Genomic DNA, 16,280 nt, shown 5'->3' with positions numbered 1-16,280 from the left:
GCCTTCGCCAGCCGGACGCTGTTCGCCCGCAGCTCCGCGCCCGCGGTCTGCAGCTGTGAATCGGCGCCGACCCGAGAACTGCAGGTCGATCGCGCGGCGGTCGTGCGCGACGTGGCGATCGGCTTGAGCGAGCCGCGCCGCGGTCGTACCGTCGCGTCATGCTCCGCGCCGCAGCCCTCGTCACGCTCGCCTCGCTCGCGCTCTCCGGCTGCTCCGACGACGGCGGCCGCCGTGACTCTGCCACCGCGGCGATCATCTCGGGCGTGGGCTCGCTGCCGGCGACCACCGACGAGGCGACGTCCACCACCGCGCCGACCACGGGCGAGGCCACCGGCACGACCGCGCTCACCACCGGCGACGACGGCAGCAGCGCGCCCGACCCGTCGGGCGCCGGCCCGAAGTTCGACATCGGCAAGACGCCCGACGCCGGCCCGCCGCCCGAGCCGAAGGCGTGCCTCAAGGTCGACCTGCTGTTCGTGGTCGACAACTCGTCGAGCATGAAGGACGAGCAGGACAACCTGGTGGCGAGCTTCCCGGGCTTCGTGCAGGAGATCCAGCAACAGCTGGTGGACGCGGAGAGCCTGCACATCGGGGTGGTCTCGACCGACAAGTACGAGGGCAACGAGAACCCGTGCGACGGCGTGCTCGGGGGGCTGATCACCCAGACCGACGGCAGCAACTCGAGCAACGCCTACTGCGGCCCCTACGTCAGCGGCAAGCGCTACATGACCGAGCAGGACGACCTCGGGACCCGCTTCTCCTGCGCGGCCCAGGTCGGCACCTCCGGCGACAGCAACGAGAAGCCGCTGCAGGCGGCCCTGCGCGCGCTCGGGTCCGAGCTGGGCCAGCCGGGCGCGTGCAACGAGGGCTTCGTCCGCCAGGACGCGCTCCTGGTGCTGGTCGTCATCACCGACGAGGAAGAGGACGGCTCTTCCGGCGACCCGCCCGACTGGTTCAATGAGCTGGTCGCGCTCAAGGGCGGGATCGAGACCAACATCGTCACCCTCGCCCTGATCGGCCCCGAGAACCCCGAGTGCGCCAGCGCGGCCGAGGTCGCCCACCGCATCATCGACTTCGCCGAGATGTTCACCTACGGCAGCATCGGCCAGATCTGCGCCGACTCGTTCCAGCCGTTCTTCCACGACGCGATCGCGGTGATCGACCAGGCCTGCGAGAACTTCGTGCCGCCGGGCTGACGCGCCGCAGGCGCCGTGCCTGCACGTTAAGACAGGTGAAGTTGCCTCACGCCGCGCCGGCCGGGCCCGCCGGGTCCGAGCGGCTAAGCTGAGCCGAACTTCGCCCGCATCGCGGGCCCGGACGAGGTGCGCCGTACCCGGTGAGGACAAGACGACGCGAGAAGGAGCGCGTCATCATGTCCACCGCATGGATGTATCTCGTCGTCGCCGGCCTGCTCGAGGTCGGCTGGGCTCTCGGCCTCAAATGGAGCGACGGCTTCGACGTCCGCAACAAGCCGACCGCGACGCTGCTGACGGTCGTGGCCCTGCTCGCCAGCTTCGTCCTCCTGGCCCAGGCCAGCAAGTCGCTGCCGATCGGCACCGCCTACGCGGTGTGGACCGGGATCGGCGCCGCCGGGGCGGCGATCGGCGGGATGCTGCTGCTCGGCGAGCCGGTCGCGCCGCTGCGGGTGGTGTTCCTGACGATGCTGGTGGTCGCCATCGTCGGCCTCAAGTTCAGCGCCGGGAACGCTTGAGGACATGCCCCGAGGGGCATGTCCATTAAAACATGGCACGAGGGGCATGCCCCTCGGGGCAGATCACTCGGGGGTGCCGCAGCTGGCCCAGCGGTACAGCTGGTCCTCTTCCTCGGCGGACAGGGCGGGCAGGCCGGCCGGCGGCATGGCGCCCTCGTTCACCTCGTGCATCGCGGTGGCGGCGTGGGTCTTGGCGGTGGCGTAGGTGTCGAAGTCGACGCCCACGGGCGCGTTCACGCGAGAGGCTCCGGTCAGCATCGAGGAGTGGCAGGTGGTGCACTTGTTCCACACCGCCGACATCTCCGAGAACTTCGGCGCCGGGGACTCGGCACAGTCGATCTCGGGGACGTCGCCGGCTTCTTCTTTGCCCTCGTCGCCGCCGCAGGCCGTGGCCAGCGGGGCGAGGGCGAGGGCGAACAGCCACGTACGGAGGTCGGTGAACAGGGTGCGGGCGCGCGAGTCGGTCATGAGAGTCTCGATCGGCGCGGACGATAGCCAGCGGCGGGCCGGGCGCGCAAGAATCCGTTCTCGCGCACGCGGCCGCGCTCGCCGGTGCGCAGCCGTCTGCGCTCGCGGCCGCCTCGGCGAGGCGCACGGGCGCGCTCCGGGGCGCGGTGCCGCCGGCGGAGTGCTAGATCCGGCTCTCGAACGGTACTTCGAGCAGCTGCGCCAGCCAGCTCGCATTGGTCTCGATCGGCTCCCACCGGTGGTTCGACTCGAGGTCGTGCGGCTCTCCGTGGCTGTCGACGAGGAAGCTCGAGTAATTCGGCCGGCTGTCGTCCACGGTCCCGAAGTCGCCGTGTGGCACGTCGAAGATCGGGATGCTGACCGCGTGGATCGAGCGCGCCTTGCCGCGCAGGCGTTCGCGCCACAGCTCGGGGGCCGCGCGGATCTCCGCCATGTTCAGCCGCCAGGGGAACGCAGGTTCACCGCTGGTGAGTACCGCCTTCATTTCGCGGTCCGCGCGGATGTGGCGTCGAGCCACCGGGATGATGATCGCGAGCAGACCGAGGAGGTACAGCGGGACGAACCAGCTCACGCGAGCGAGGCTAGCATGGGGCTGACGCGCAACACCTCCCGCGCGGCGTGGTCGTCCGGCGGGGCCGCCACGCAGGGCGCGGAGGAGAGGGTCGAGGTCGGCGGAGCGGTTGGCGTGTCAGCGAGCGGGTGTCGGCTCGGGCGCGTAAGCCCTGGCGAGGTAGCCGACGAAGGTCAGCCAGGCGCCGACGGCCGCGAGCGCGGCGAACCCGGCCTGCGCCACGGGCACCATCGTCATCGACGCCGACACGCCGCGCGCCATAACGTCGGGGATCGCCAGCAGGGCGAGGCCGCGGAGCGCGAGGAACCAGCCGAACAGCGAGATCGCGATCGCCGGACCGCTCGACCAGTACTGATGGTGGGCGATGATCATCAGCCCGGAGACCAGCAGCAGCGCGCCGAACTGCCACACGACGATCGGCAGGGCGAAGATGTCGAGGTCGCCCATCGCCGGCAGACGCACGGCGATGATGAGCGGGACGATGAGGACGAACGGACCGATGACGCGAGCGAACGCGCGGGTCCGGGCCCTCGACTCTGGCGTGGCAGGCATGGCACTGCTCCTCGTTGATGACCGCGAACGGGTCGTTGATTCGTAGACCGTTGGTCTAACTATACAGTCAGTAGAGGGCCCGTCAAGGCGAGGGGAGAGATGCATCGCGCGCGAAGACGCGCGCCGCCGCCCCTCGTTGCGCACGAACCTCGCGGATTCTGCGGGCCTCGCCAGCGATGTCGTCGAGGTCGGCCGCGGGTCCGCGCTGGAGCTCGCCGTCTGCGCGGGAGAGCTCCGCACGATCACGTCGCAGCGGCGCGGCGGGGCCGCAACGCCCGGGCTGCCGGCCAGAGCGAGCCGGGTGCCGCGCCGAGCAGGCGTTCGATCGCGTCCGCGGTCGCCTCGGCCATCCTGGCGACGTCGGGCTCGCCGTGCGGGTCGGCGACCACTGCCTCGGCGATGGCGCGGCCGAGGTCGTGACGCAGGCAGAGGATCATCCGGGCGGTCTGCTCGGGGTCGGGGGTCGTGAAGGCGCCCTCGTCGACGCCCTGGCGGACGATCTGCGCGAGCAACGGGGTGACGCGCGCGAGGCCGTGGACGAGCAGCTTGTGGCGGAGGAGCGCGTTCTCGTCGGCGTACCACGAGCGGGCCACGTCGACGACGATTCGCCCCGCGTCGCGCTTCCAGTCGTCGACCGCGGCGAAGTGGCGGGCCAGCTTGTCCGGCCCGGACAGCCCGGGTTCGTCGACGAGCGCGCGCAGGTTGGCCTCGACGGCGGCGGTCCGGCGCTCCACCAGCGCGAGCAGCACGTCCGGCTTGGACTCGAAGTAGTGGTAGAAGGCGCCCTTCGACATCCCGAGCGCGTCGAGCAGGTCCTGCAGCGACATGGCCTCGTAGCCCTTCGTCGCCACCAGGCGCTCGGCGGCGTCGAGGATCGCCGTCCGCTTGGCGTCGTGCAGCCGGGGGTCGATGCGCCGCGTCACCCCGGCCCTTGTAGCACGCGAGCGTCGGTCGCGCTCAGGCCGTCGCGCGCGCTCCGCCTCACGGCCGCGGGGGCCCGGAGAAGCGGGCCGGCTGTCCCGAGAGACACAAGCATGGGCCCGAGAGACGGGCTGCCCGTCACGGGGAGGATGTCCCGAGAGACAGTGGCCCGCGTGCCGAGCGACGGGCTGCCGTCACGGGGAGGATGCCCCGAGAGACAGTGGCCCGCGTGCCGAGAGACGGGCTGCCCGTCACGGGGATGATGTCCCGAGAGACAGGAGACCATGGGCCGAGCGCCGGGCTGCCCGTCACGAGGAGGATGTCTTGAGAAACAGGAGTAGGGGCCGAGAGAGGGCCGCCCTGTCACGGAGAGGATGTCCCGAGCGGGCAGCAGACGATGTCCCCAGAGACAGGCGGCAGTCTCCTCGTTTGCATGTCCCGAGAGACAGCAACCAGGTCCAGCGAGACGAACGCGCGGCGACCCGGGGAGGGCGCCGCGAGAGGAAGAATCAGATGTCCCGAGGGACAGGTGTCAGCGCGCCAGCCAGGCCGGGAGCTGCTCGTCGGCGATGAGGTCGTCGACGGTCTTGCGCGCGCGGGTGACCGCGAATTGATCGCCGCGCACCATGACCTCGGCGGCGAGCGGGCGCGAGTTGTAAGTGGAGGCCATGGCCATGCCGTAGGCCCCGGCGCTGAGGATCGCCAGCAGCTCGCCGGGCTCGGCGGGGGCGATCAGGCGGTCCTGGGCGAGGAAGTCGCCGCACTCGCACACCGGGCCGACGAGGTCGGCGCGGATCGGCGGGCGCTCGCCGGCGGCGACGTCGACCGGGACGATCGGGTGATACGCGCCGTAGAGGGCGGGCCGGAGCAGGTCGTTCATGGCCGCGTCGACGATCACGAACTCGCGCTCGCCGCTGCGCTTGCGGCCGATCACCCGCGTGAGCAGCACGCCGGCGCTGCCGACCAGGTAGCGACCTGGCTCCAAGACCAGCTCGAGGCCGAGGGGCGCGACCGCGGTCGTGAGCGCGGCGCCGAGGCGTTCGACGTCGAGCTCGCGGTCGGCGGGCGCGTAGGTGATGCCCATGCCGCCGCCGAGGTCGAGCTGGCGCAGCGGCGCCCCGTCCGCCTGCAGGGCGCGCACGAGGCCGGCCAGGCGCTCGAAGCTGGCCAAAAACGGCGACTCGTCGAGGATCTGCGAGCCGATGTGACAGGCCAGGCCGACCAGGCGCAGCTCGGGCAGGGCGCGGGCGCGGGCGGCCACCGCCGCGGCGTCGCTCATGGCGATCCCGAACTTGCTCTCGCGCAGGCCGGTGGCCAGGTACGGGTGCGTGTCCGGGTCGATGTCGGGGTTGAGCCGCAGGGCGACGGAGGTCACGCGGCCGAGCGCGCGCGCCCGGGCAGCCACGCGGTCGAGCTCCGCCACCGACTCGATGTTGATCGCGCGCACGCCGGCGGCGATGGCCGCGTCGAGCTCCGCGTCGAGCTTGCCGACCCCGGAGAAGACGATCTTGTCGGCCGGGACGCCGGCCACGAGGGCCCGCCGCAGCTCGCCGCCGGACACGATGTCGGCCCCGGCGCCGAGCTGCGCGAGGTGAGCCAGCACCGCCTGGCTGCTGTTGGCCTTGACCGCGTAGGCGACGAGCGTCGGGTGCGAGCGGCACGCGCGGGCCAGGGCATGAAAGCGAGCGGCGATTTCGCCGGCGCCGTACACGTACGTCGGCGTCCCCACGGCCGCGGCGATCTCGGCGAGCGCGACATCCTCGGCCGCGAGCCGGCCGGCGCGGACGCTGAGGCCCCAGCGCGCCGGAGCGGCGAACACCGGCGCGTGATCGGGGCCGGTCTGGACCACTTCCGAGTTTACCACGAGGACCTCATCGCCGTGGCTCTTGCCACGCGTGGCGCGGCACTGTCAAACCCGCTCGCGCCCCGGCCGCGCCCCGCTGCCCGCGGGTCCGCCGCGAGAGGGGCGCGAGCGGGTCACAACTCTTTGCCGGCGCACGCAACCTTGCTAAGGTTGGACCGTCACCCTCAGGCCACCGGCAAAAGGAGGTAACTGATGAACCAAGCAGATCGTTGTGTGTGTCGTACTTGCGCTGCGCCTCGACTGTCGTGCTCTTCAGGAGGTGCGGACTAGCCTTTGCCGGGGTCTGAGGCTCGCTTCGCCGAGCCGCCCTTCTCGTGCATGCTCTGCGGGGCGTGCACGCAGTGACACCCCCGGCCGCCCCGACGCGGCCGTAAAGTCACGCCCTTCACCGGTTCGCCGCGCGCGAGCCGACCTGCGACGGCGCCGCCGCGCCGCCGAAAGTCACCCCCTGGTCAGCCCGGCGACTGACCGCGCGCCACGCCCGTGGCACCCGGCCCACCACGGCCGGAAACCCCTGACGGGGTTCACAGCCCCGCAACACGAACCGGCATCGCGCCCGAGGTGACCCGCGGCGGAGCAAGGTGCTCCGCCGCTTCTTTTTGGGTCGCGGCGGCGCGCGCGGTCAGCTGCGCAGGGCGCGAGCGAAGTCCTCGCGCGTGACCAGCGACGCGTCGCGCAGGCGATGGGCGAGGAACGAGCGGGACGGATCGTCGCTGTCGGGGCCGTGGCCGAGGCCCACGAAGATCGCCGGCATCGCGTCGCGCAGGCCGTGCGCGAACGCCTGGTAGCGCTCGCGGGAGACCGCAAGGCCGCGCGGCACCGGCTCGACCCACTGGCTCGTGCGCGCCCTGTCGTCGCCCGTGTCGAGCTCGCGCGTCAGATTGGCCCAGCCCTCGTCCTCGACCGCCTCGAAGCGGAAGCGCAGCGTCGCCTCGGGCCGACCCCACCACGCGTCGGGCTCGAGCGCGACGACGATCGGCGCGGCGAACACCTCGCGCAGGATGACCAGGGCCTCGTCGGCGGTGATGGCAGCGTCCGTCATGCCGCCGATGGTAGGCGCGGCGGCGCGGGCGCTCAAGCGGCGCGGGCGCGCCGGTTTCGAGCAGGAGGTTGCGAGAGCATGCTCTTCAGAACATGCTCCGAAGGACATGGCTGCGCAGCCATGTCCCAGGGGACATGCCCGTCAGAGCAGGTGGCCGCTCTTGTCGCGCTTGGTCGCCAGGTAGCGGCGGTTCTGCTCGCGGGCCTCGGCGATCAGCGGCTCGCGGCGGGCCACGGCGACGCCGCCCTGCTGCAGGCCGGCGACCTTGCTCATGTTGTTGGTGTGGAGCACGACCGAGCCGACCCCGAGGGCGCGCAGCATGGCGGCGGCGACCGAGTAGTCGCGGAGGTCGTCGTCGAAGCCCATGTGCAGGTTGGCCTCGACGGTGTCGAGGCCCTGCTCCTGGAGGTGGTAGGCGCGGATCTTCTGGGCGATGCCGATCCCGCGGCCCTCCTGGCGGAGGTACAGGATGATGCCGGCGTCGCCCCCGGCGATCCGCTGCAGCGCGAGCTCGAGCTGGTCGCGGCAGTCGCAGCGGAACGAGCCGAACACGTCGCCGGTCAGGCACTCGGAGTGGATCCGCGTCGGCACCTCGGCGCGGCCGGCCACGTCGCCGCGGACGATCGCCACGTCGTCGAGGGTGCGGCCGACGTCGTCGATGAACGACACGATCTCGAACTCGCCGTGGCGCGAGGGCAGGCGAGCTCGCGCGAAGACCTGGGCGCCGCGGACTACGCGGAGCGGCCGGACCTGGAGGTTGTTCGGCACGGGCATGCGCTGCCTACTGTCTGTCACGCCCGCGAAGAGTCAACAATGCTCTGGTACAGCTTGCTGGACGAGCGGATCCCCTCGTCCATGCTGTCCAGGACCAGCTGCAGCAGCTGGTCCTGATCGAGCCGGAGCACGTCGTAGTAGGTCTGGCGCTCGTTGTGGTGCAGGATGCACGGCCAGTAGTTCTCGGCGATGAGGATCGCGTTCATCGCCAGGCGCGCGACGCGCCCACTGATGTCCGGCCAGGGGAAGATCCGGATCAGCTCGCGGTGGACCTCGACCGCCAGCTCGATCGGGTGCGCCTTGCGGCACTCCTCGGTGCGGAACCAGTCGGTCAGCTTGCGCATGCGGTAGCTGATCTTGTCGGCCGGCGCGAGGTCGTGGAAGTACATGCGGTGGATCGGGTTGTCCTTGCGGTACTGGACCTGATCCTTCTTGCCCTGCGGCAGCAGAGTCTGGTGCAGCTTCTTCAGCCACTCCAGCGACAGCTGCAGGCGCTTGCCGCGGGTCTCGAGCAACATGTAGATGCCGTCGCGGACCGCTTTGACGTGCAGATACGCGGGGATCAGGCTCGGCGTCGAGATGATCTCGTCGTCGATGGCGGCCTTGATCTCCGCGACCGAGAGCATCTGCCCCTCGAGGGCGAAGTCGTGGAAGATCCACGACATCATGAAGCGCTCGTCGAAGTTCCGCCGCTGAGCGGCGTTGAGCATCCCGAGCTTTTCCCAGAGGAGCTCCGAGGACTCGAAGAGCTGGCGATAATTCTTCATCCGCGTCGAAAGCACGGCGGGCTCCCTCGAAATAAGGCAGCGCAAGCTACAAATTTTGGCCCGTGGGGGTCAATGAAAAAGTGCCCAAGGTGTTGTTTTTTCGGGAGAATTTTCCCCGTTGGCAGACCGGGGCGAGCGGCCGAGTCCGGTGGGACGGCCCCTGGCGGGGCGCCCGAATCGCCCGCGCGGACCCCTCGCGGCCCGGTCCCGGCCCCAGGCGGGCCTGTTTTTTGACCGGGCCGGCGAGCGCTGTCACACCCGCCTGGCGCGCGCCATGTCCTCCGAGTTCCACAGGCCGGTCCTGGTCCGCGAGGTCTGCGAGGCGCTCGTGCCGGCGCTCGTGCGCGCCGAGGCGCCGGTGTTCGTCGACGCGACCTGCGGCGGGGCCGGCCACACTCTGGCCGTGCTCGCCGCCTATGCGGACGCCCGACCCGAAGGCCCCGGGTTGCGGGCGATCGCTCTCGACCGCGACGAGGAGGCGCTGGCCGAGGCGCGCCAGCGTTTGCCAGCCGAAGTCGAACTCGTGCATTCGAGCTTCGGTCGTCTGCCCGAGGTGCTCGACGCCGCCGGAGTGACCGCGGCGACGGCCATCCTCGCCGACCTGGGAGTGTCCTCACACCAGCTCGACACGGGCGCGCGCGGCTTCTCGTTCCAGGTCGACGCGCCGCTCGACATGCGCATGGACCCGAGCCGCGGCGTGCCGGCCTCGCAGCTGCTGGCCGACATCAGCGTCGCCGAGCTGACGCAGGTGCTTCGCGACTACGGCGAGGAGTCCGACGCGGCGCGGATCGCCACCGCGATCGTGGCGGTGCGGCCGACCACCACCGGGGTGCTGGCGAAGGTCGTGGCGGCGGCGATGAGCGCGCCGCAGCGGCGCAAGCTGGGGCTGCGGATCCACCCCGCCACGCGCACCTTCCAGGCGCTGCGGATCCGCGTCAACGACGAGCTCGGCGAGCTCGACCGGCTGCTGAGCGCGGCGCCCGAGCGGCTGCAGGTCGGCGGTCGGCTCGGCATCATCACCTTCCACTCGCTCGAGGACCGCGCGACCAAGCAGCGCTTCACGGCGCTCACGCGCGCGGAGCAGCCGCCGCCCGGCCTGCCGATCGCCGCGCGCGACCTGCCGCGGCCGCGCTTCGTCGTCCCCGCCGGCTGGCGCCAGGGCGCGGCGCCCGGCGACGCCGAGGTCGCAGCCAACCCGCGCAGCCGCAGCAGCCGGCTGCGAGTCCTGGAGCGTGCGCTGCCATGACGCCGACGACCACGCCTCCGCGCAACGCCCGTCGCGGCGCCGCGCCGCCGAACTTCGAGCACGGCTTTCAGCGCGCCGACGACCGCCTGCCGCCGCCCCCGCCGCGCCGGCCGACCGGGCTGCCGCTGGTGCTGATGCTGGCGCTGGGGCTCCTCACCGCGGCCGGCGTGGTGCAGGTGCGGACGCGGGCGCGGGTGCTCGAGCTCGGGGCCGACATCGCCGAGCTGACGGCCGAGCACGGGCGGCTGCTCGACGAGAAGCGCCGGCTCGAGGCTGAGCGGGCCTACCTGCGCCACCCCGACTACATCGAGGACGTGGCGGCCGGGCGCATGCAGATGGTGCCGGCCACGCCGGACCGGCTGCAGGCGATCCGGCTGCGCGACGAGTCCAAACAGACAGGTCCCTCGAAACAGGGCGGATGAGACAGGGCGGATCGAACATGTCCGAAAAGCGCGGCAACATCATGCGCAAGAACCTGATCCCCGCGCCGATGGCGAGCGACATGCGGGCGGTCGGGGTGCGCGCGTCGTTGGTCGGCGCGGCGATCTGCGCCGCCCTGGTCGGCGCCGGGGTCAAGGCGACCCGGCTCGCCACCGTCGAGCACGAGGCCTACGCCGAGCAGGGCAACCGCCAGCAGCTGCGCAGCTTCAAGCTGGCGGCCAGCCGCGGCGAGATCGTCGACCGCGACTTCATGACCCTGGCGGTCGACGACCGCGTGCACAAGATCGCCATCAACCCCCGCCTCGTGCGCGCCCGCGGGGCCGAGGAGGCGCTGATCGAGGCGGTGCTGGAGATCGAGCCCGACGAGAGCGCCGACTACCTGCGCGAGGAGATCGCCAAGGACAAGGCCTACCGCCTGCTGCGGCTGCCGCTGTCGGACGCGCAGATGGCGGCGCTGCAGGGCAAGGGCATCCCGGGCGTGTCGTTCGAGCCGTCGACGGCGCGCGTGTACCCGCGCGGGCTGCTGGCGTCGCACGTGCTCGGCCGCGTCGGCGCGCAGGGCAGCGGCACCGCCGGCGTCGAGCTCGGCCTCGACATGCAGCTGCGCGGCCGCGAGGCGCTGTCGCCGGCCTACTTCGCGGCCGGCAAGAAGCTGCTGGTCGACGGCGTGCCCGACCCCGGGGTCGCGCGCGGCGACACCGTGGTGCTGACGATCGACTCGCAGATCCAGGCGATGGTCGAGGAGGAGATCAACACCCTCGTCCGCCAGTGGAACCCGGTCGGCACCTCGATCCTCGTGCTCGACCCGCGCAACGGCGAGATCCTCGCCATGGCCAACCGGCCGACCTACGACCCCAACCACCCGGTCGAGCGCGCCCACCAGACGCAGAACCTGGCGGTCCAGGCGGCGTACGAGCCGGGCTCGACGCTCAAGGCCGTCACCGTCGCCGCCGCGCTCGAGCTCGGGGCGGTGCGCGAGAACGAGACGTTCTACTGCGAGAAGGGCCGCTGGAAGTACACGCCGCGCAACACCATCCACGACGCGCACCCGGCCGAGTGGCTGACGGTGACGGAGATCCTGGCGGCGTCGTCGAACATCTGCACGACCAAGATCGCCGACCGCCTCGGCAAGCAGACGCTGTCGAAGTGGGTCAAGAAGTTCCACTTCGGCGAGCGCCCCGGGGTCCAGCTGCCCGGCGCGACCGCGGGCCTGCTGGCGCCGCCGGAGAAGTGGTCCGACATCCAGATGGCGAACATCTCGTTCGGCCAGGGCATGGCCGCGTCGCCGCTGCAGGTCACCGCCGCGTTCGCGGCGCTGGCCAACGACGGCGTCTACCACGACCCCACCATCGTGCAGAAGATCCTCGACGCCCGCGGCGGCTCGGTGTGGGAGCACGCGCCCGAGGGCGAGCGACTGGTCCGCAGCGCGACCGCCAAGACGGTGATGCGCATGCTCGAGGACGTCGTGCACACCGACCTCGGCACCGGCGAGAACGCCCACGTCGACGGCTACCGCGTCGCCGGCAAGACCTCGACGGCGCAGAAGGCCGGCAACAAGGGCTACGCCGACGGCATGTACTACGCGAGCTTCATCGGCGCGCTGCCGGCCCGCGCGCCACGGGTGGTCATCCTCGTGTCGGTCGACGTCCCGGAGGGCGCCCACTACGGCGGCGACGTCGCGGCCCCCAGCTTCGCCCGCCTCGGCGCGCAGCTCATGACCCACCTCGGCGTGCCCCGCGACGACGGCAAGACGCCGCCGCCGCCCAAGCCCGTGGTCGTCGCCGCCAAGCAGATGGCGGCCTCGCTCGGCGTGCTCGCCGACATCGACGTCGAGCCGTCGCTGCCCGGCACCGACGAGCGAGGCAGCGGCGCCGCCGCCCACCCCAAGGTCACCACCGGCATGCCCGACTTCACCGGCCTCACCCTCGCCCAGGCCCTCGACCTCGCCGGCCGCGCCAAGGTCGAGCTCCGCGCCTCCGGCTCCGGCGTCGCAGTGTCCCAGGACGTCGCCCCCGGCCAGGTCGAGAGCGGCCGCGTGGTCCAGGTCGCGTTCGCGCCGAAGAAGTGAGCTGTTCCCATGGACATGCCGTAAAGGACATGTCTTCCAGAGCATGCTCCCGGGAGCATGTCCAAACGTTCATCTGCCGCGCAGCGCCGCCAGGTACACGTGGAGGTAGCCGCGGTAGCGGTGGGGCAGGCCGGCGGCGACGCGGCGGTGCAGGTCGGGGACGGCGTGGAACGGCACGGCGGGCCAGCCGTGGTGCTCGGCGTGGTAGGGCATGTTCCAGAACAGCCACCTGACGACGGCGTTGCTGCGGATCGATCGGGTCCGCGCGAGCACGTCGCCCTCGGTGGGCATGCCGGTGTGCTCGGCGGCGAGGTAGGGCCCGAGCACCACGTGGGCGCCGACGCAGCCGGCCAGCAGCCACCAGAGCGGCGGCCACGCCAGCCAGGCCGCGGCCGCCAGCGCGACCAGGGCGGCGACGATCGCCCGCGACTCGCGGATCGTCGCCGGGCGCTGCGCCTCGGGCAGAAACGGCAGCCAGCGCGCGAACCACCGCGGCCCGCGCGGCACCGCGAGGTTGACGACCGCCGCCAGCTTGGCGAGCAGCAGCGGCAGCCCGCTCAGCACCACGAGCGCGGCGATCGGGTTCTTCGGCCAGGCGGCGAGCGCCAGGTTGCCGCCGGGGACCTCGGGGTCGCCGACCTCGTGGGTCTTGCGGTGGTGCTCGAAGTGGAACGCGACGAACCCGGTCGGCGGCATCAGCGACAGGTAGGCGGCGACCTGCAGCACCCGCCGGTTCAGCCGCTTGCTGGCGAACGCGGTGCCGTGGCCGGCCTCGTGCATCGGCGCGAACATCGAGGCCAGGAGCACGCTGTAGACCGCGAACACCGGCCAGAACACGCGCGCGTCGGCGTCGGCGAGCGCGACCGAGGCGACCGCCGAGGCGACCAGGAGGCCGAACTGGACCGCGAAGCGGCGCAGCCCCGGGCCGTCGCGGCGGGCGTACAGCTCGCGCCGCTCGTCCGCGGAGAGCACCGCGGTACTGGCGAACTCGGCCTCCATCGCGCCCTGTACGCCGCGTCAGTTGTTGCGCCGGCGCAGCGCGCCCTCGATCGCCTCGAGCTCGTTGATGTACAGCTCGCCGCCGACGTTGCCGCGCGGGTTCACCAGCAGCGAGCCGACCCGGCGCGACACCGCCAGCGGCACCAGGCGCGAGCCCGGCACCAGCGCGAACGGCCAGCCCTTCGGCTGCCACAGCCGCAGCGAGTCGGCCTCGGTGAAGGCCGCGATGACCGGGAAGGTGCCGAGGCGGTCGACCTCGAGCGGCTCCTCGCTGATGCGACCCGCAGGGTTGATCGGCATCAGGAAGGTCGCGTTCATCACCGCCACGTAGACCCGCTGGCGCGCGTCCATGTCGCGGCGCACCGCCAGGGCCTTCATCGCGCGCACGAGGTCGGGGTTGCGCGTCGGCTCGGGGTCGCCGAGCTGCAGCTCGAAGGTCGCCGGCGCGTCGGCCTCGACCCCGAAGATCTGGGAGAACAGCGCCAGCAGCTCGTCGGCCAGCTTGGCGGCCGGGTCGGGCCCGGTCAGCCGGACGTCGCGGAACAGGTTGTTGTAGCCGCTGCGCTCGAAGTAGCCGCGATCGCCGAGCGACCGCAGCCGCGCCGGGGTCAGCTGCGCCGGGCCGCCGAGGTAGAAGTTGGACACGACCTCGACCGCCAGGTCGCTGCCGCCCAGGCGGCCGTGGACGACCACGTAGTAGTCCCCCGCGGCGACGACCAGGTGGTTGTCGGCCCCGCCGCTGGCGGTGAGCTGCTGCAGGGACGTGACGAGCCGGTCGCGAGTGAGCGTGGACATGCGGGGGAGGGGCGAAGATAGCAGAGCCGCCCCGGCGCGCCCGGCCGCGCCCCCTGCACGCCGTGCGCGATCGGGCACGCAGCCCGGCCGAGCCCGGCGGCGCTGGCCGTGACCGCCGCCATGCGTCACCCTGCGGGGGATGTCCTGGTTCGCCTCCTCCGACAAGCTCCGTATGCCCCGCCCCGCAGAGGCGCTCCCCGGCCGCGACACGCCCATCCCGGTGGCCGCGCAGCACGCGGTCCTCGGCGGGCCGATGTCGCCGCCGTTCCCCGCCGGCGCCGAGATCGCCACGTTCGGCATGGGCTGCTTCTGGGGCGCCGAGAAGAAATTCTGGCAGGTGCCCGGCGTGATCTCGACGATGGTCGGCTACGCCGCCGGCTACACCCCCAACCCGTCCTACCGCGAGGTGTGCAGCGGGCGCACCGGCCACAACGAGGTCGTGCAGGTGGTCTTCGACCCCGAGCGCGTCCGCTACGAAGAGCTCCTGCGCGTGTTCTGGGAGAACCACGACCCGACCCAGGGCATGCGCCAGGGCAACGACGTCGGCACACAGTACCGCTCCGGCATCTACTACACCAGCGAGGCGCAAAAAACGGCGGCCGAGGCGTCCCGCGACGCGTACCAGAAGCGCCTGCTCGACGCGGCGTACGGGGAGATCACGACCGAGGTGCTGCCGGCTCCGACGTTTTATTACGCGGAGGACTATCACCAGCAGTATCTACACAAGAACCCGGGGGGATACTGCGGGATCGGCGGGACCGGCGTGTCGTGCCCCACGGGCCTGTCGACGTGAGCCTCGGTCCTGGGGGCGGAGGTCGCGGAGCGATCGATGCCTCGCGCGAAAACGCAGGCCGGCGGAGCGCTCCTGATGCATGCAGGAGATCCGTTTCGCCGGCCGCAAGCTCTACTCGGATGCGGGGAGGGTGGGAGGCTGCATCCGATTTACGATGAGGGGCAGGACGGAGACGTTCACCCCGCAGAATCAAGAGCTTCCATGAATAGGAAGACAAAGCTCCACGTGGTTGGGTTTTGGTGCGACACTAGGCAAGTGCCCGCAAGGATCGAGGAGTCGCGTGAGCGCGCTCTCTCCGTATTAAAGGCGAAGAACCCCGAGTTGTTGGCGAGGTCTCGGCCCGTGAAGTACCCTCACCCCAAGTACTTCGTGTCGGAGCAACCGAGCCCGGATGCGCGCAAGATCTGCGAGTATCTGCGGAGGGGGCACCGTATACGAGAGCAGATGGGATACGCGTACTGCAGGTTTGCGGGCGACACGCCGGATGAGGCAATGGGTACGGCCGACATGACCGATGGCACGTGGGTGTGGCCCGAGGGGCTCCCGATCTACGTGGAGCGGTACGATGTCCGTCTTCCGGACGAGTTTGTCGAGCATATGAGGCGCCGCGACTTCAAATCTCCTCCTTGCGCGCTGAACTACGAAGATGTCGAGTACCACCTGGGGAAATGGACGGAATGGTCGGAGCGATGCGGGGCCTTTGAAAACCCGCCTCATGCATGAAGGAGATCCGTTCGTCGGTCGCAAGCTGTCCCGGGATTGGCTCCTGCTGCAGAGATTCGGCCCAATTCGGGACATCTCGATGTACCTCGCGGAATGTCGTGGCAGCTTTCCTGCGGGTCTTCTCGCGCAAACGCGATTCATGATACCGTCGAGCTCGTGCCTTCGCAGATTTCACCCGAGGATCTCGATCTGCTCTACCCGGAGGATCTCGACCTCTACTACGTGTGGAACTGGGACTGGAGCGTCCGCGAGAACGTCGACGAGATCGTCCGATGGTTCCCGGGGCTCGCGGTCGAGCGAGGCAGCCTGGAGCGCCTGGTGGACCGCGCGCTTCGCGGTGAGGAAGAGCCCTTCCGCGGCGAATTCTATCTGCGCTCGGGCACCGAGGAGCAACTGGCTGAAGCCGCGACGCGAGCCTGCGCCCTCGGTGTGGCGTACCTGATGCATCGTCGGGCAGGCCGAGCAGACGAGGCGAGATGAGTCGATGAACGGCTGGCCAGGACTGGTGCGGCCGTGAATGCTCGACACCTGTCGCTCCCTCATCT

Annotated in this window: 18 protein-coding genes and 1 riboswitch; of the genes, 8 read left to right on the top strand and 10 right to left on the bottom strand. The window is 71.2% G+C overall.

The window, feature by feature from the left end; all coding sequences use genetic code 11:
- Positions 1-158 precede the first annotated feature (158 nt).
- Together O0S08_RS38295 and O0S08_RS38290 are read left to right on the top strand one after the other, a co-directional pair.
- On the top strand, positions 159-1,196 hold the full coding sequence (locus O0S08_RS38295; RefSeq protein WP_269034420.1) for a hypothetical protein: 1,038 nt from the start codon (positions 159-161) through the stop codon (positions 1,194-1,196).
- Positions 1,197-1,293: 97 nt separating this feature from the next.
- Positions 1,294-1,357, top strand: a riboswitch (guanidine-III (ykkC-III) riboswitch).
- A 15-nt stretch (positions 1,358-1,372) separates the two neighbouring features.
- Positions 1,373-1,711: a DMT family transporter gene (locus tag O0S08_RS38290; protein WP_269034419.1), complete on the top strand. Its 339-nt coding sequence runs from the start codon at positions 1,373-1,375 to the stop codon at positions 1,709-1,711.
- Between the two features lie 63 nt (positions 1,712-1,774).
- Here O0S08_RS38290 and O0S08_RS38285 read toward each other — a convergent pair whose 3' ends face one another.
- From O0S08_RS38285 to O0S08_RS38250, 8 genes are all read right to left on the bottom strand, one after another.
- Positions 1,775-2,179 carry a hypothetical protein gene (locus tag O0S08_RS38285; RefSeq protein WP_269034418.1) on the bottom strand — a complete coding sequence of 135 codons (405 nt, stop codon included), beginning with the start codon at positions 2,177-2,179 and terminating at the stop codon, positions 1,775-1,777.
- Positions 2,180-2,342: 163 nt separating this feature from the next.
- A complete protein-coding gene (locus O0S08_RS38280) occupies positions 2,343-2,750 on the bottom strand; it encodes a hypothetical protein (RefSeq protein ID WP_269034417.1) in 408 nt (135 codons plus the stop codon).
- A 117-nt stretch (positions 2,751-2,867) separates the two neighbouring features.
- A complete protein-coding gene (locus tag O0S08_RS38275) occupies positions 2,868-3,302 on the bottom strand; it encodes a hypothetical protein (RefSeq protein ID WP_269034416.1) in 435 nt (144 codons plus the stop codon).
- Positions 3,303-3,544: 242 nt separating this feature from the next.
- Complete coding sequence (locus O0S08_RS38270) at positions 3,545-4,225, bottom strand: TetR/AcrR family transcriptional regulator (RefSeq protein ID WP_269034415.1); 681 nt, start codon at positions 4,223-4,225, stop codon at positions 3,545-3,547.
- Positions 4,226-4,755: 530 nt separating this feature from the next.
- Entirely contained in the window at positions 4,756-6,087 is a 1,332-nt protein-coding gene (lysA, locus tag O0S08_RS38265; protein ID WP_269034414.1) for a diaminopimelate decarboxylase, read from the bottom strand.
- 622 nt (positions 6,088-6,709) lie between these two features.
- Positions 6,710-7,129, bottom strand: a complete 420-nt coding sequence (locus tag O0S08_RS38260) for a hypothetical protein (RefSeq protein WP_269034413.1) — start codon at positions 7,127-7,129, stop codon at positions 6,710-6,712.
- 141 nt (positions 7,130-7,270) lie between these two features.
- Positions 7,271-7,903 (bottom strand): GTP cyclohydrolase II, encoded by a 633-nt coding sequence (gene ribA, locus O0S08_RS38255; protein ID WP_269034412.1) that lies wholly within the window; start codon positions 7,901-7,903, stop codon positions 7,271-7,273.
- Between the two features lie 17 nt (positions 7,904-7,920).
- A complete protein-coding gene (locus O0S08_RS38250; protein ID WP_224196711.1) occupies positions 7,921-8,685 on the bottom strand; it encodes a Fic family protein in 765 nt (254 codons plus the stop codon).
- Between the two features lie 259 nt (positions 8,686-8,944).
- Here O0S08_RS38250 and rsmH point away from each other — a divergent pair, with 259 nt between their 5' ends.
- Genes rsmH through O0S08_RS38235 form a run of 3 tightly spaced genes read left to right on the top strand, consistent with a single transcriptional unit; the run spans position 8,945 to position 12,425 of the window.
- Complete coding sequence (gene rsmH, locus O0S08_RS38245; RefSeq protein ID WP_269034411.1) at positions 8,945-9,916, top strand: 16S rRNA (cytosine(1402)-N(4))-methyltransferase RsmH; 972 nt, start codon at positions 8,945-8,947, stop codon at positions 9,914-9,916.
- The gene (locus O0S08_RS38240) at positions 9,913-10,338 is read left to right on the top strand and encodes an FtsB/FtsL family cell division protein (protein WP_269034410.1); all 426 of its coding nucleotides are present in this window, start codon (positions 9,913-9,915) and stop codon (positions 10,336-10,338) included. Before rsmH ends, O0S08_RS38240 begins: the two co-directional genes overlap by 4 nt.
- A gap of 17 nt (positions 10,339-10,355) precedes the next feature.
- The gene (locus tag O0S08_RS38235) at positions 10,356-12,425 is read left to right on the top strand and encodes a PASTA domain-containing penicillin-binding protein (RefSeq protein WP_269034409.1); all 2,070 of its coding nucleotides are present in this window, start codon (positions 10,356-10,358) and stop codon (positions 12,423-12,425) included.
- 69 nt (positions 12,426-12,494) lie between these two features.
- Here O0S08_RS38235 and O0S08_RS38230 read toward each other — a convergent pair whose 3' ends face one another.
- Together O0S08_RS38230 and O0S08_RS38225 are read right to left on the bottom strand one after the other, a co-directional pair.
- Complete coding sequence (locus tag O0S08_RS38230) at positions 12,495-13,424, bottom strand: fatty acid desaturase (protein ID WP_269034408.1); 930 nt, start codon at positions 13,422-13,424, stop codon at positions 12,495-12,497.
- A gap of 18 nt (positions 13,425-13,442) precedes the next feature.
- On the bottom strand, positions 13,443-14,219 hold the full coding sequence (locus O0S08_RS38225) for an SseB family protein (RefSeq protein WP_269034407.1): 777 nt from the start codon (positions 14,217-14,219) through the stop codon (positions 13,443-13,445).
- Positions 14,220-14,358: 139 nt separating this feature from the next.
- Here O0S08_RS38225 and msrA point away from each other — a divergent pair, with 139 nt between their 5' ends.
- From msrA to O0S08_RS38210, 3 genes are all read left to right on the top strand, one after another.
- Positions 14,359-15,012, top strand: a complete 654-nt coding sequence (msrA, locus tag O0S08_RS38220; protein WP_371879516.1) for a peptide-methionine (S)-S-oxide reductase MsrA — start codon at positions 14,359-14,361, stop codon at positions 15,010-15,012.
- A 201-nt stretch (positions 15,013-15,213) separates the two neighbouring features.
- Positions 15,214-15,735 (top strand): hypothetical protein, encoded by a 522-nt coding sequence (locus O0S08_RS38215; protein ID WP_269034405.1) that lies wholly within the window; start codon positions 15,214-15,216, stop codon positions 15,733-15,735.
- Between the two features lie 156 nt (positions 15,736-15,891).
- Positions 15,892-16,215, top strand: coding sequence for a hypothetical protein (locus O0S08_RS38210; protein WP_269034404.1), 324 nt, complete (start codon positions 15,892-15,894; stop codon positions 16,213-16,215).
- The last annotated feature ends 65 nt before the right edge of the window (positions 16,216-16,280 follow it).

Origin of the sequence: Nannocystis punicea (assembly GCF_026965555.1) — a bacterium.
In the GTDB taxonomy this organism is placed as follows: Bacteria; Myxococcota_A; Polyangia; order Nannocystales; family Nannocystaceae; genus Nannocystis; species Nannocystis punicea.
The sequence above is the reverse complement of the archived record's forward strand: the minus strand, read 5'-3'. Positions and strand labels throughout refer to the sequence as shown.

Coding starts and splice junctions, on each gene's coding strand:
- O0S08_RS38215 (WP_269034405.1), top strand. CDS start 15,214: ATGAATAGGAAGACAAAGCTCCACGTGGTTGGGTTTTGGTGCGACACT.
- O0S08_RS38295 (WP_269034420.1), top strand. CDS start 159: ATGCTCCGCGCCGCAGCCCTCGTCACGCTCGCCTCGCTCGCGCTCTCC.
- O0S08_RS38230 (WP_269034408.1), bottom strand. CDS start 13,424: ATGGAGGCCGAGTTCGCCAGTACCGCGGTGCTCTCCGCGGACGAGCGG.
- msrA (WP_371879516.1), top strand. CDS start 14,359: ATGTCCTGGTTCGCCTCCTCCGACAAGCTCCGTATGCCCCGCCCCGCA.
- ribA (WP_269034412.1), bottom strand. CDS start 7,903: ATGCCCGTGCCGAACAACCTCCAGGTCCGGCCGCTCCGCGTAGTCCGC.
- O0S08_RS38225 (WP_269034407.1), bottom strand. CDS start 14,219: ATGTCCACGCTCACTCGCGACCGGCTCGTCACGTCCCTGCAGCAGCTC.
- O0S08_RS38290 (WP_269034419.1), top strand. CDS start 1,373: ATGTCCACCGCATGGATGTATCTCGTCGTCGCCGGCCTGCTCGAGGTC.
- O0S08_RS38240 (WP_269034410.1), top strand. CDS start 9,913: ATGACGCCGACGACCACGCCTCCGCGCAACGCCCGTCGCGGCGCCGCG.
- O0S08_RS38275 (WP_269034416.1), bottom strand. CDS start 3,302: ATGCCTGCCACGCCAGAGTCGAGGGCCCGGACCCGCGCGTTCGCTCGC.
- O0S08_RS38235 (WP_269034409.1), top strand. CDS start 10,356: ATGTCCGAAAAGCGCGGCAACATCATGCGCAAGAACCTGATCCCCGCG.
- rsmH (WP_269034411.1), top strand. CDS start 8,945: ATGTCCTCCGAGTTCCACAGGCCGGTCCTGGTCCGCGAGGTCTGCGAG.
- O0S08_RS38260 (WP_269034413.1), bottom strand. CDS start 7,129: ATGACGGACGCTGCCATCACCGCCGACGAGGCCCTGGTCATCCTGCGC.
- O0S08_RS38285 (WP_269034418.1), bottom strand. CDS start 2,179: ATGACCGACTCGCGCGCCCGCACCCTGTTCACCGACCTCCGTACGTGG.